The 12519-nt window shown below is 66.5% G+C and carries 13 protein-coding genes; 2 read left to right on the top strand and 11 right to left on the bottom strand.

Features of this window, described 5'->3' with window-relative positions:
• Nucleotides 1-236: 236 nt before the first annotated feature.
• The 10 genes from OG241_RS16045 to OG241_RS16000 all read right to left on the bottom strand — a co-directional run bounded on the left by OG241_RS16045 (nucleotide 237) and on the right by OG241_RS16000 (nucleotide 8923).
• Nucleotides 237-1253, bottom strand: a complete 1017-nt coding sequence (locus tag OG241_RS16045) for an NADP-dependent oxidoreductase (protein WP_405816070.1) — start codon at nucleotides 1251-1253, stop codon at nucleotides 237-239.
• Between the two features lie 138 nt (nucleotides 1254-1391).
• Nucleotides 1392-1802 carry a hypothetical protein gene (locus tag OG241_RS16040; protein ID WP_405816069.1) on the bottom strand — a complete coding sequence of 137 codons (411 nt, stop codon included), beginning with the start codon at nucleotides 1800-1802 and terminating at the stop codon, nucleotides 1392-1394.
• A gap of 403 nt (nucleotides 1803-2205) precedes the next feature.
• On the bottom strand, nucleotides 2206-3036 hold the full coding sequence (locus OG241_RS16035; protein WP_405816068.1) for an enoyl-CoA hydratase/isomerase family protein: 831 nt from the start codon (nucleotides 3034-3036) through the stop codon (nucleotides 2206-2208).
• Between the two features lie 116 nt (nucleotides 3037-3152).
• On the bottom strand, nucleotides 3153-3308 hold the full coding sequence (locus OG241_RS16030; RefSeq protein ID WP_405816066.1) for a hypothetical protein: 156 nt from the start codon (nucleotides 3306-3308) through the stop codon (nucleotides 3153-3155).
• A 1048-nt stretch (nucleotides 3309-4356) separates the two neighbouring features.
• Nucleotides 4357-4785, bottom strand: a complete 429-nt coding sequence (locus OG241_RS16025; RefSeq protein ID WP_405826243.1) for an ester cyclase — start codon at nucleotides 4783-4785, stop codon at nucleotides 4357-4359.
• Between the two features lie 563 nt (nucleotides 4786-5348).
• Nucleotides 5349-6323: an enoyl-CoA hydratase/isomerase family protein gene (locus tag OG241_RS16020; protein ID WP_405816067.1), complete on the bottom strand. Its 975-nt coding sequence runs from the start codon at nucleotides 6321-6323 to the stop codon at nucleotides 5349-5351.
• Nucleotides 6324-6484: 161 nt separating this feature from the next.
• A complete protein-coding gene (locus OG241_RS16015; RefSeq protein WP_405816066.1) occupies nucleotides 6485-6640 on the bottom strand; it encodes a hypothetical protein in 156 nt (51 codons plus the stop codon).
• 85 nt (nucleotides 6641-6725) lie between these two features.
• Nucleotides 6726-6872 (bottom strand): hypothetical protein, encoded by a 147-nt coding sequence (locus tag OG241_RS16010; RefSeq protein WP_405816065.1) that lies wholly within the window; start codon nucleotides 6870-6872, stop codon nucleotides 6726-6728.
• Nucleotides 6869-7324, bottom strand: a complete 456-nt coding sequence (locus tag OG241_RS16005; RefSeq protein WP_405816064.1) for a GNAT family N-acetyltransferase — start codon at nucleotides 7322-7324, stop codon at nucleotides 6869-6871. The genes OG241_RS16010 and OG241_RS16005 overlap by 4 nt, the downstream gene beginning before the upstream one ends.
• Nucleotides 7325-7657: 333 nt before the next feature.
• On the bottom strand, nucleotides 7658-8923 hold the full coding sequence (locus OG241_RS16000) for a tyrosine-type recombinase/integrase (RefSeq protein WP_405816063.1): 1266 nt from the start codon (nucleotides 8921-8923) through the stop codon (nucleotides 7658-7660).
• 251 nt (nucleotides 8924-9174) lie between these two features.
• Between OG241_RS16000 and OG241_RS15995 the strand changes: the two genes are divergently transcribed.
• Complete coding sequence (locus OG241_RS15995) at nucleotides 9175-9384, top strand: helix-turn-helix domain-containing protein (RefSeq protein WP_405816062.1); 210 nt, start codon at nucleotides 9175-9177, stop codon at nucleotides 9382-9384.
• A 917-nt stretch (nucleotides 9385-10301) separates the two neighbouring features.
• Here the strand turns inward: OG241_RS15995 and OG241_RS15990 are convergent.
• Complete coding sequence (locus tag OG241_RS15990; protein WP_405816061.1) at nucleotides 10302-10832, bottom strand: PadR family transcriptional regulator; 531 nt, start codon at nucleotides 10830-10832, stop codon at nucleotides 10302-10304.
• Between the two features lie 170 nt (nucleotides 10833-11002).
• Here OG241_RS15990 and OG241_RS15985 point away from each other — a divergent pair, with 170 nt between their 5' ends.
• On the top strand, nucleotides 11003-12487 hold the full coding sequence (locus OG241_RS15985; protein ID WP_405816059.1) for an FAD-dependent monooxygenase: 1485 nt from the start codon (nucleotides 11003-11005) through the stop codon (nucleotides 12485-12487).
• Nucleotides 12488-12519 lie beyond the last annotated feature (32 nt).

The following is a 12519-nucleotide window of genomic DNA, read 5'->3' as shown; positions in this document are numbered from 1 at the left end:
TGGAGCGGAGGGGAGTCAGAGCGCCCATGGCGTGGCCGAGAGGGTCAGCTCAATACATTACGATCATAATATCAAGTAGGACGGGTCGGTGATCGCAACCGATCCATGCTTTTGTGATGCCGTCGGGGTCGGGGTCTGCGCGAGGCCAGGGTGTTTCGGGCTTGCGCTGCGACCGACGCGCGAGGGCCCCGCCGCGAGCGCGGCAGGCCCATCGTCAGGGCGTGACGGAGGCGGACTCAGAGCTTGACGATCATCTTTCCGATGTTCTCGCCCCGCATCATGGCGAGGAAGGCGTCCAGGGTGTTCTCCAGACCCTCCCGCACAGTCTCGCGGTAGCGGAGCCTGCCCTCGGCCAGCCAGCCGCCGACCTCGCGGACGAAGTCCGGCTGGAGGTCCAGCTCTTCACTGACCATGAACGCCAGGATGTCCGAACGCGTCACGGACAGGTTCCACAGGTTGCGCGGGCCGACGACCTTCTCGTCGTTGTACTGGGAGACCACCTCGCACACGACGATCCGTGCGTGCAGCTTGAGGGCGCCGATCGCCGCCTCCAGGTGCTCGCCGCCGACGTTGTCGAAGAAGACGTCGATGCCCTCCGGGGCTGCCATGGCCAGCTGCTCGGCGACCGGCCCGTTCTTGTAGTTGAACGCGACGTCGTAGTCGTACTCCTCGATGAGCAGCTTGACCTTCTCGTCCGAGCCCGCGCTGCCGATCACCAGTCCGGCGCCCTTCAACTTTGCGATCTGACCGGCCTGGGTGCCGACGGCGCCTGCCGCGCCGGAGACGAAGACCGTGTCGCCCTCCTTGATCTTCGCGAACCGCTCCAGACCGATGTATGCGGTGAGGCCGGGGACGCCGAGTACGCCGAGGTATGCAGTGAGCGGCGCGAGGTTCGGGTCCACCTTCTGGGCGGTCGCAGCGTCAAGGATCGCGTAGTCGCGCCAGCCGAGGACGTGCACCACATAGTCACCGGGAGCGAAACCCTGCGCGTTGGACACCAGGACACGGCCGACCGCCGGGCCGTCCATCGGAGCGTCCACGTCGTAGGGCTCGATGTAGGACTTCTTGTCGCTCATCCGGCCACGCATGTAGGGGTCGACCGAGAGGTATTCGTTGGCGATCAGGAGTTGCCCGGCGTCGGGCGTGGGGAGAGCCACCTCGCGCAGCGAAAAGTTGGAAGCGGTCGGCCGGCCCTCCGGGCGGGAGTCCAGGTGCCACGCGCGGGCGGTGGTGGGCAGGGTCTGCTCGGACATGTTGATCGGGTCCCTTCGGTGGAGCGGTTCCGATTGGCCAAAGGTGGTTGAGGAGCTATCGGGGGCAGACCGCGTCGAGCAGGTCGCGCGCCGCCCGCCTGAACGCTTCGGCGCCGGCGTTTTCGACGCGTGTCGCCGTCAGCGTGCCGTCGATGAGGAGTGTGAGCTGGAACGAGAGAGTGTCGGAGTCCAGGGCACGGGCCGCGGCGGCCGGTCGCGCACCCCGGCCCGTACGGCACGCTTGTGTTCGGCGGTGATGGCGTGCGCATCGGCGCCAGGGGCGTACTCCGCCACCGTGTTGATGAACGCGCAGCCGCGTACGCCCTCTCGCGCCGCGTTCTCCTGCGCGGCGAAACGCCGGTGGGAGCGGCCTCCGCTGCCAGGACCGGGACACCGGCCCGGTCCTGGAGGTCCCCACCGGGCCGCCATCTGATCACGCAGTATCGGAACTTCGATCAGCTGGGTGGTGACGTTCAGGCCGTCGTCCGGAGCCATGTAGCTGTGCACCCGCACGCTGCCCACGTCGATGATGGTGACTGTGCCCCTCATCGGTTGACTCCTTGCAGAGTTCGTGAATTGAGGATCCGAGGAATCCCAGAACTCGTCGACACACTCTTCTCGGTGCTGGAACGTGTCGCCGTGTCCAGCGCTGGGACAGCTTGTGAGTTGGGCGTCCGGGAAACACCGTGGTCGACGAGTTCAGGAGTTCCGTGCACCCGCTCGAAGATCGGTGCCGCCGCAGGCGCTACCGCACCCTGCGTCGCAGGAACGGGTGAAACGATCAGCCGTTGCCGATACTGCGCATGTCACAGTCCCGGCCGACCAGGCATTCCACGTGGCCTGACTCCGTCGCGACGGTTGTCCAACCGTTCATGGAATTTGCCGATGTGGCAGAACGCCACTGGTGAGTCGGCCTCGTCGAGCATCGCGGCAGGCTCTCCCCGGCGAGAGATCAGGAGGTCTGGTTGGCCAGGCCGACGTACTCGCCCAAGTGGTATTCGACCTCGAGACCCTTGTCGGCGATAAGCGTGCCGAGCGCCACGGCACGAGCCAGGAATCCCGGATTTGTCAGCGAGTCCACGAACCCGCCGTAGCTGTCGATCAGGTCGGCGTCCGGCGGCAGTGTCGCTCGGTTGACCATCGACTTCGCGGTCGTCAATGCCTGCCGGTCGAAGGCGGCGAGGCGGGCGACCGTCGCATCGACGAAGGCGTCGAGTTCCGCGTCGGGCAGGGCTCGTGTGACCCACCCCCAGCGCTCGGCCACGTCGGCGTCGTAGTCGACGCTGCTGAGAATGGCCTCCAGCGCCCGGTCGCGGCCGATGGATCGCGGGAGTCGCTCGGTTCCGCCTCCGCCGGGAACGATTCCGATGCCGACCTCGGGCTGCCCGAAGACCGCCTTTTCGCGACTGGCGTACCGCACGTCGCAGGCGAGTGCCAGCTCGTTGCCGGCGCCGCGGGTGCGACCACGGATGGCCGCGATGCTGACGTACGAGGCCTTGCTCAAGCGCAGGACCATGTCGGTCCAGACCGGCGGGTCGTCCTCGTGCTGGGGTACGGGCAGGTCGCCCGCCGCGGCGCCGTCGAAATGGTTGATGAAGAAGTCGGGGACCTCGCTGGAGAAGACGACGACCTGGATATCTGGGTCCTCATCGAACCCGCAGACGATTTCGTGCAGCCTCACCACGGCCTCGGGAACCATGAGGTTCACCGGAGGATTCGCGAACGTGATCCTGGCGGTCTGAGGCGTGGTGCGCTCGAGGTGGATCGTGCTGGGCTGACTCATGAGAGGGCTCCGTTTCCTAGCGGTCAGTGGTTTTGGGCGGCAGACAAGAAGCAGTAGGAAAAAGGTGGCTGAAATGCGGTCACCGGGCTGCCAGGACGCCGGGTGCTCGGGCGGGCTCAGCGCTGATCGAAGGTCGACGCCTGCTCGTTCACGGAGGCCTTGGACCGGTCGCGGAGATGGGTGATCCTGAAGAACGGTGCTTTTGGCCCTCGCACCACCAGATCCGCCAACGTCCTGTCCTTGCTTCCGGTTTCGCTGATCGCGGTCGCCATGTCGTCTCCCGCGGTGCGCGCGAGTGCGCTGACCACGCCTGACGGTACTTACAGCGAGCTGAAAGCGGATCTGTCACCGTATCGGTCACGAGGCGGCGAAGATTCGGAACACAGGTAGCACGAGCGCTCCGGCGACAGCGTCCATGAAACTATCAAGCAAGGGACCTGTACGGACGGCGCCAGGAGCAGGCCGCCCTTGACCGAATCCTTGACGATGCCGTCAGGAATGCGGAGCAACCATGATGGTGTGGGGTGACCCCGGGGCCGGCCAAACGCTTTGCTCAAGCGCGTGGCCGGATCCGTCGTGGCAGACTTTTCCGTCCTGAGATGTCACGGCACTCGTCTCAAGTCGGAGCTGGACTTCGCCGCGCTGCAGGAACTGCTGTGGCCGGTGACGGAGCGGATCAGCAGGCTCCCGCAGCCGCAGGCCAAGGCCCTGAACGAGGCTCGGCATGAGCGGCGATGTGGAGGACCGGTTCCTGATCGGCGTGGCCGTACTGACGCTCGTCGGAGCTGGCCGAGGAACGGCCGGTGCTCATCATCGCCGACGACGCCCAGTGGCTCGACGAGGCATCCGCAGTGAACATCCGGCCCCCGCTCGATGCCCTGGACCTGCAGGAAGACGCCGCCCGGGCCCTGGCCGACGACCTCCGCGCACAGATCGACGGCCTGCAGACCCGGTTGCGGGAGGCCGAGACGCACCTGGAGCACCTCACGATCACCCGCAAGACCGTCACCGGCCTCGCCGACCGGCTCCCGGCCGTCGCGCCGGACCTGCCCGAGCACCCGGACTACCCCCGCGTCCTCGCCGCCTTCAACCACGCGACCGCCGCGGCGGGCCAAGGACGTCTGCGAAGCCCTCGGCCACGAACTGCTGCCGAAGAACGTCGAAGGCACCCGCGCCAAGCTGAAACGCCTGGTCGAACTCGGGGTCCTCACCGAGGCCGACACCGGCAACTTCGCCAGGGAGCAATAGCCGACACCACCTCCACCAGCGGCCTTGCTCCCACCTCAGCCAGAAAAGGACATCACCCTATGAACCGCCCACTCAGGACTGCAACTGGGCGAAGAGCGACGCCAGGTCGATGAGGCCCCAGGCCTCGGTGATCTTCCCGTCGACCACCTTGAACATACGAAACTCCAGCACCTTGAAGGATCGGCCGGTGGCGGGAATGCCGTTGAAGGGCCGGGTGCTCGTGCCTGCCCAGATGAACCCGATCGCGAACCAATCGTCCTCGGCGACGACACGGACCGGTGTGAAGGTGATGTCGGGGAACGCGTCGAAGACCGACGCCAGCACCGCGCGGTTGTCCTCGACGCCGGTGGTGGTGCCGTCGGCGGCGTACAAGCGGGCGTCCGGCGCGAACGGGGCCAACGCGCTGTCGGCGTCCCGCAGGTTGAGTTGCCTCATCAACTCATCGGCAAACTGGTGCAAGTCAGTGGTGGACGTTTGGGTTTCGACGTTCGAGGAAGACACGTGCTTCTCCAATGTGGATGGCCGGAGCTGCTCCGCCCCGGTGATGGACTACCCAATTGTCTTATGATCGTAATGCTATTTAGGTGATCAAGAGGCCGCAAGCGAGTTGCGAGGCGAGTGGGAGATCGTGTGGCGGCTTACCAGTCGAACACCGGCGCACGCCGTCACGGCGGACAACGGGGTGCAGCGTGCGCGGCAGTGAGTGCGCCGCGTCGGCGATGATGAACACCTGGCGATCACCCGGATGACCATCACTGCTCTCGCTGACCGTCTCCCGGCCCACGCCACCTCGCCGTCTTCGACGAGGCCACCGACCCCTCCGGGCCCGTGAGGTCTGCGAAGGCCTCGACCACGAACCACTGCCGAAGCACCTCGAAGGCACCCGCGCCAAGCACACCAGGAAGCAGTAGCCGACCGAGCCCCCGCGACCAGCTGCACTGCACCAACCTCACCGGGCAACGGACATCACTCCACGAACCGCCCTCTGACAGCCTCAACCGAGGTTGTCAGAGAGGGGGGGCAATGAACCGTCGATCAAGGCGGGGTCACCACATCGACCCGTTCTACTCGCTTGGGCTGCCTCCGATCCGCCCGGCGGCGAGCGCTCGCGCGTACGTCTCACGATTCAGCAGAGGGAGCTCGCCAGTGGCGTCCGTGGCGGCGATGTATTCAAGCATCCGCCTCTGAGCTTCCTTCGATTGATCTCTGACCAGGAACTCGGCGTGCTCGAGCTGCAAGCCGTCCTCGAGCGACAGGGAGCTGCCGAAGTAGATGGATCGCTTGATGGCTCCGAGAGACTTCTTCGAGCGCAGGCTCAGATACTCCGCGCGCTCGATCGACCGAGCGAGGACCTTTTCCTGGGGCACCACTTCGTCGACCGCACCGAGCGAGAGAGCCTCCGCAGGCGTGAACGGCCTGCCTTCGAGAACGGCGACCAACGTCTGCTGCCTGCCGATCAGACGAGGCAGTCGCTGAGAGCCGCCGCCACCCGGTGTCAGTGCGAGCAGGACTTCTGTCAGGCCGATGACATGGTCCCCGTCTGCCATGATGCGCAGATCACAGGCAAAGGCCAGTTCTGCGCCGACGGCGAGTGCCGAACCGTTGAGTGCCGCGACGAAGATGGTGCCGCTTGCGTTCATCTTCAGGAAGGTGGCATGGAAGCTGTCGAGCTGCAGAAGCGTCTTGAGCCGGGTCTTCCCCGCGAGCGTTCTGACGACCGGCACTCTGTTGATGAGTCTCGCCGTGCGCGCTACGAGCTTGGCGATGCGCGTGTTGATCGGCGGGAATCCGGTGCCACCTTCTTGTAGCCAGCGCACATCGGAATGGCTCAAGAAGCGGTCAGGATGCGTACCGGTGAAGACGACCGCGCGGATGTCCGGATCGCGGTCAGCTCGATCGACCAGCTCTTTCAGCTGTTTGGTGATCTCGGGATCGAACAACGCGTGCGGGCCTCCGTCGATACGAGCGACAAGCACTCCGGCGTGGCCCTCGACGGCGATGTGTCCTGCGGGCTGCGAGCTGCTTCGCGACGTGCCCATGTGGTCCTCCGATGAGTTGGCTGTGGTTTCCGGCGCTCGCGCATGTCACGCTCCTCCTGAGACGGCGACGCATTCCGTGTGCACGGGGCGTGCCGACCCGGCGACCGGGGTGGCAGATCGGGCGCGGTCATGTCACGCAGACGCCGGGTGCTCGGGCGGGCTCAGCGCTGATCGAAGGTCGACGCCTGCTCGTTCACGGAGGCCTTGGACCGGTCGCGGAGATGGGTGATCCTGAAGAACGGTGCTTTTGGCCCTCGCACCACCAGATCCGCCAACGTCCTGTCCTTGCTTCCGGTTTCGCTGATCGCGGTCGCCATGTCGTCTCCCGCGGTGCGCGCGAGTGCGCTGACCACGCCTGACGGTACTTACAGCGAGCGGAAAGCGGATCTGTCACCGTATCGGTCACGGAGATGGGCGAAGATTCGGAACGCGCTCCGGCGACAGTTCACGGCGCAGCTGGGAGGTCGTGACCTCGATGACGACCCAGGTGCCGGGGTAGTCGATCGCGGCGTCGGCGATGCGCTGGCGGCCTTCGCTGGTCGCGTTCAATCGAGGATGTTTGAGATTGGGCAGCCCCATGCCGCACCCGGTCTGTCGGGTCCGTACAGCGTGAGACCGCACGCCTGGAAGAACCCCTGTCGGCTGGCCGCGTTGTCGCCGTCCTGGGGGACCAGGCCCAGGAAGGTGTGGCCTGCTTCCTGGGCCCGGTGGGCGATCTCGGTGAGAAGCGCCCGGCCGACCCTGCTGCGACGATCCGTATCAGCGACGGCCATGGTCAAGACGAACGTCTGCTCGCCGGGGTGCGCCTCCCGGCCTTCGTCGTGTCCGAAGTCGCAGTGGAGCTGGAACTCGGCGACCCCGACGACGGTTCCGTGGAGCTCGGCCACGATGACGTCCAAGCCCTCGGGGTCGTAGAACCTGCCGTTTCCCAGATGGTTCGAGTACAGCAGGTCCTCCACCACCGAGTAGTCGACGTGGGTGATGTCACGGATGAGCGGCATGGACCGAGTATCCCCGGGCAGCAGCGTGTGCCCGCTCTCATGGCAGGAAGTTGGCGGGCATTGCCCGCCACTGGATGTCGTGTGGTCTCGTTGGAGGAGGGCGTCGGCCACCGGTTCGCGGTTCGGGAGCGACACGACGTAGCGCGGCGGAGGCGAAGGTTCCATCCCTGCACCAGCGCAGCACCCGCGGATGGCAGCGGCGACCGGAGTTGTTGCCGCGACTGAGTGAGGGCGCCACTCGTAGCGGGGCGGGTGCGCCTTGTAGAGCCGGATGTGCCTCAGGAGCTGGAAATCCGGGTTTCTCTCCCGGAGGCACGGCGACCGTGCTGCAACTCACCCCCGGTTCTGCTGTATTGAACGGAAGGCATCGCCGAACGCGGTTACGCGCAGGCCTTCTACCGCCCTCGGTGGGCGCGCATAGGTGTCCCATGTTTCGGTGAAGCGGGCGTGCCGTGAGAGCGCTTGGACGGTCTTCGGGTCGTGCTGGCCTGGTCCGCCGAGTGTGGTGGTGTAAAACACCTTGAGATCGTGGAAACGGGTGCCTTCCGGTAGGCCGGCCAGGGCGACAACCCGTTGCCACTTTTCGTTGAAATCACTGCTCTGAACTGGCCTTCCGTATCGGTTCGTCACGATGAGGTCTTCGTCGATTGGCCCGACGTGCCGCCGAGCCCGACGCTTGCGCGCGGCGGATTGGGTGACGGGTTCCGGCTCGCTGAAGTGAGCCACATGGGTCGCCAAGCGTTCGATCAGGAAATGATCCACAGGCAGCGTCGCGTAACTGGCTTTGGTTTTGAGCGGTGCAGCTTTGCCGCGCTGACGCTGCTCTTGAACGTACAGGAGATCCTCCTGCCAACCGACGCGTGTCCGTGTCAGCCCCAGAGCCTCGCCGGCACGCAGTCCTGCGCACGCGCCGAGCCACACCAGGATTTCGTAGCGCGGCTCGATCGTCCGCATGGCAAGGGCTGCTGCGGCCACCTGTTTGGGGATGAGGGCGTCTCCACCGTCGTCGCTGATCTCGGGAAGCTCGATGCGGGACACGATGTTTGCGGGCAGCGGAATGTCTTCGTCCATCATGTAGTGGATGAGAATGCGCCAGGTCTTAAAAATCTGGACAATCGTGCGAGGGGATCTGAGGTTGGGTTTTTCTAGCAGATGATCCACGAAGGCCATGGAGTCGCTACGCCGTAGCGATTTCGGTATGCGATTGCCTGCGAACGGCAAGATGTGATTGCGAAGGTGACTCTCGTACGTATTGATCGTATTCGCTCTCTTTTTCTTCTTCCGCTTTCGGTCGATCATCTGCGCGCCGAAGAAGGCTACTCGCGCACTGTGTGCTGATTGGCTGCCTCTCGTCGTGGCCGCAGCCTCGGCGGTCAACTCGCCGAGCCGGTCGAGAGCTTCCTGCCATGTGTCGAACGACTCTCTGCGCTCTTTTCCGAGGTGATCGACATGGCGAGCCTGCCAGCGGAGCCCCCGTCCGTGATCTGCTGATGGGTAAAGGGGGAGGTTTCTGGTCCCGCACTTGCATGGGCCGTCGCCCCGGTCCGGTTTCGGATATGACTTGTGCCATCGGTCGAATGGCAGGATCGGCCTGGCCATATGTTCTCGTTCGTTGCTTGTGGGCTAGCGACCTCGCTGCCGCGCCGTGGTCTATCCGTTTGTGCCGAGCAGGTCGTACGAGTGATTGGGTCTCGTAGCCGCCGGGCTGTTCCCGTGTGCTCACGTGCAGGATTTCCAGCCCCGAGCCCGATTATGCACAGCTGTTCATGGCCTGAGGGAAGTCGTACCGGTCGAGTCGCTGTGTGCCAGCACGCGAACCATCACCAGATCCCCGACTCCTGTCCCTCGGTATGCAGATCCGGCGACTCCGTGAAGAGCGGGGCTACAGCTTGGAAGAACTCGCAGAGCGCAGTGGGTTGAGCTTTCGCGGCCTCATCTACATCGAGCACGGGCAGCGCAGCCCCAGTGTGCTCACGCTCTTGGACATTGCAGCGGGGCTCGACGTGGAGCCGGGGGAACTCGTTAATCACATCACACGGGAAGAATTCGGAAAATCATAGCCCCGGTAATGCGGATCGGCGATCAAACGACCGTGTTTCTTCCAAGGCTGCGATGAGTCCGTAGGATCTGCTGATCGGTCCCCGCGCAGGAGGTGCGCACGAACCCGGAGAGGCGTTCACTCCGCGCGGTGTCGACGCGCCCTGTGCGTAGGAGGCGCCCTGCTGTGGCACCTCCCGGTCGTGAGGGTCCGTCTCCCCCTGCCGCTGTGCCGCGATGACGGTGGCGCACTGCTGTCTGGTGTTGGTGACCTGACGTGTCCATTTCCAGCCATGGGGAGGGATTCGTCTATCGAGGCACCAGTGTCGCGATGAATCGTATGATGCGTCAGAACCGCATGCGGGTGGGGCACTTGAGGGGGACCGCAGGGCCTGCTCCGCGCGGGCATCGTCGTGCGCGTAGGTGAGCCGGACATCGACGCCGGACGTGCACAGGCGGCGCGCCACGGCGAGTCCGACCCCATGGGTGGCGCCGGTCACCACCGCGGTGCGGCCCTCCAAACCGGCCAGGTGGGAGCGTGGTGTGGTCATGGGCGGGTCCCTTCGTCCATCGGCTGCTGATCCGTGTTCGGAACCCACGCTGCGCCCGGCCGCTCAAACCACACTGGACGCCCGGTGGGGTCGAGGGCGTCCGGGGCGGTGGGTAACGGCAGGTACCAGCCCTGCCAATCGGGGGAGGGCATGGAACACATGGTCATGCCGAGCGCTGTCAGCGCCTGCCACAGCCCACGCAGACAACGCAGCCCCACCCCTACGCACAGGCTCCCGACGCTCATCCCGTCCTCCTCACCGGTTGCGCAACACTCCTGTCCGGCACAGGGTTCGCGGTATCGCTGGGGAACGGTTGGGGTACGGATCGAGGGACGTCGAAGGACCTCGAGGGACCGTGCTCCGCCGCCTCCGGGCGGCGGACAGCGGGCTCAGGGCCCGGCGCGGTGCTCGCGGATGCGACTGATGGTGTCGTGCGCCCAGTCGAGCATCGCCTCGTTGAGCCGCACGCCCATCGTCGTGGCCAGCACATAGGGGTCGTCGGGCGGCACGCTCCCCTCGGCCTTGTCGAGCCCTTCCTGGAGCGCCGCGCGGTTCGCCTCCCACACCCCCATTTCGCGGTCGAGGACCGTCAGCGCGTCATCCCGGCCCAGTACCGTGGCGAGGAGGAACGCCCGCAGGTAGGTCTCGCTGCGGGTCGAGCGGTCCGGCTCCACCTCGACCAGCCAGCGACGCAGCTCCGTGCGCCCGAGGTCGGTGATGCTGTAGGTCCGGCGACCGCGCGGACCCTCCTCGACGACCTCGACGAAACCGTCCTCGGCCAAGCGGCCCAGCTCCGGGTACAGCTGGTGGTTGCGCGCGTACCAGACGCCGGTCAGCGTCGACTTGAAGTGCTTGGCCAGCTCGTAACCGCTCGCCGGATGGTGGCTCAGCAGACCGAGCACCGCGTGCCGAAGTGACATCTGACTCCTCCCATGGAACACCCCATCATGCGGTACAGCCCCGCCCGTTCAGGGGCCCGGGGCTTCCCGGACCCCCTGGCGCGTCCCGCTCTCAAGTCCTCGTCGACCGGCATTCCAGCAGGGGCTTGAAGGCTGACCGTCATCTGTCACGAACAACGCGAGGAGCCAGGGTGAACACCAGCGTGGTGATCGTCGGCGGGGGACCGGTCGGGCTCATGACGGCCTGCGAGCTCGGTCTTGCCGGCGTACGGACGACGGTGCTGGAACAGGCGGAGCGGCGGCCGGAGCAGTCTCGTGCCTGGGGGTTGCATCCGCGCACGGTGGAGACACTCGACCGGCGAGGACTGCTCGACGGCATCCTGCACGAGCGCGCGCTGTGGCCGAAGCTGCCGCTGGCCGGACTGTGGCCGCTGCTCGATCTGCAGGCGATGGACAGCGACCACCCCTACCTCGTCAACGTTCCGCAGACCCGGATCGAGGACATGCTGGAAGAACGCGCCCGCGCTCTGGGCGTGACCGTGCTGCGCGGCCACGAGGTGCATGCTCTGGCGCAGGACGACGACGGGGTGACCGTCACGGCGAGCGGCCCGTCGGGCGAGGTCCGGTTGCGTGCCGCCTACGCCGTCGGCTGCGACGGGGGCCGCAGCGTGGTGCGTCGTCTGGCGGGCATCGACTTCGCCGGTACGCCGGCGACCGTGGCGTCCCTGCTGTGCGACTGCACCGTGGTGGACATGGGCACGGAGCGCCGGGGCATGACCCGCACCGAACGCGGCACCGTCAACATCAATCTGCGGCCCACCGGCAGCGCGCGGATCGTCACCACCGAGTTCGGCGCCGCACACGAGGACCGCGACGCCCCCGTCGGCTTCGACGAGTTCCGGGCGGCGGTCCGGCGCATCCTGGGCCGGGACGTCGACATCGCCGAGCCGACCTGGCTCGCCCGCTTCGGAGACTCCACGCGGCAGGCGGACCGCTACCGCGAGGGCCGGGTGCTCCTGGCCGGCGACGCCGCCCACATCCACTTCCCCTACGGCGGCCTCGGGCTCAACCTGGGTCTCCAGGACGCTGTCAACCTCGGCTGGAAACTGGCCGGCACGGTGCGGGGCTGGGCCCCGGACGACCTCCTGGACACCTACCAGCGCGAGCGGTTCGGGGTGGCGCAGTGGGTGCTCGACTACAGCCGGGCCCAGTTGGCGCTGCTGCGCCCCGGCCGGGACGTGAGCGCGCTGCGGTCTCTGCTCGCCGGTGTGCTGGAGGGGCCGGAGGCCAACAAGTACCTCGCTGAACTCGTCACCGGGACCAGCATTCGCTACTCCCTCGAGGCGGACGGCACGGACGCCCCAGAGGTCGTCGGCACGCTGCTGGGCGACCTCACCGTGAAGGACGGCGCGGGTGAGACCACCCTGACCCAGGCGCTGCACCCGGGCAAGGGAGTCCTGCTCGACCTGACGCCCACCGCCAATGCGACGAGGCTGGCACAGCCGTGGGCGGAACGGGTCCGGACGCTGTCCGGCGCCGGTGCGGAGGCGTCCGGTGCGGAGGTGCTGCTGGTACGCCCCGACGGCTACGTCGCCTGGGCGGGCTCGGCCGCGCAGGCCGTAGGCGCCGGCGAAGCATCGCTGCGGCACGCCCTGCGCCGCTGGTTCGGCGGCTGACCGCTCCCTTCGATCCGCGACGCTTGGCCGGG

The sequence above is a fragment of the Streptomyces sp. NBC_01390 genome (assembly GCF_045040105.1).
Lineage (GTDB): Bacteria > Actinomycetota > Actinomycetes > Streptomycetales > Streptomycetaceae > Streptomyces.
The sequence above is the reverse complement of the archived record's forward strand: the minus strand, read 5'-3'. Positions and strand labels throughout refer to the sequence as shown.

What these genes read in the sequence shown, in the direction of transcription:
- OG241_RS16015 (WP_405816066.1), bottom strand. Translation starts at nt 6,640, where the DNA reads ATGGCGACCGCGATCAGCGAAACCGGAAGCAAGGACAGGACGTTGGCG.
- OG241_RS16030 (WP_405816066.1), bottom strand. Translation starts at nt 3,308, where the DNA reads ATGGCGACCGCGATCAGCGAAACCGGAAGCAAGGACAGGACGTTGGCG.
- OG241_RS16000 (WP_405816063.1), bottom strand. Translation starts at nt 8,923, where the DNA reads ATGGCCAGGCCGATCCTGCCATTCGACCGATGGCACAAGTCATATCCG.
- OG241_RS16005 (WP_405816064.1), bottom strand. Translation starts at nt 7,324, where the DNA reads ATGCCGCTCATCCGTGACATCACCCACGTCGACTACTCGGTGGTGGAG.
- OG241_RS15995 (WP_405816062.1), top strand. Translation starts at nt 9,175, where the DNA reads ATGCAGATCCGGCGACTCCGTGAAGAGCGGGGCTACAGCTTGGAAGAA.
- OG241_RS16020 (WP_405816067.1), bottom strand. Translation starts at nt 6,323, where the DNA reads ATGGGCACGTCGCGAAGCAGCTCGCAGCCCGCAGGACACATCGCCGTC.
- OG241_RS15990 (WP_405816061.1), bottom strand. Translation starts at nt 10,832, where the DNA reads ATGTCACTTCGGCACGCGGTGCTCGGTCTGCTGAGCCACCATCCGGCG.
- OG241_RS16045 (WP_405816070.1), bottom strand. Translation starts at nt 1,253, where the DNA reads ATGTCCGAGCAGACCCTGCCCACCACCGCCCGCGCGTGGCACCTGGAC.
- OG241_RS16035 (WP_405816068.1), bottom strand. Translation starts at nt 3,036, where the DNA reads ATGAGTCAGCCCAGCACGATCCACCTCGAGCGCACCACGCCTCAGACC.
- OG241_RS16040 (WP_405816069.1), bottom strand. Translation starts at nt 1,802, where the DNA reads ATGAGGGGCACAGTCACCATCATCGACGTGGGCAGCGTGCGGGTGCAC.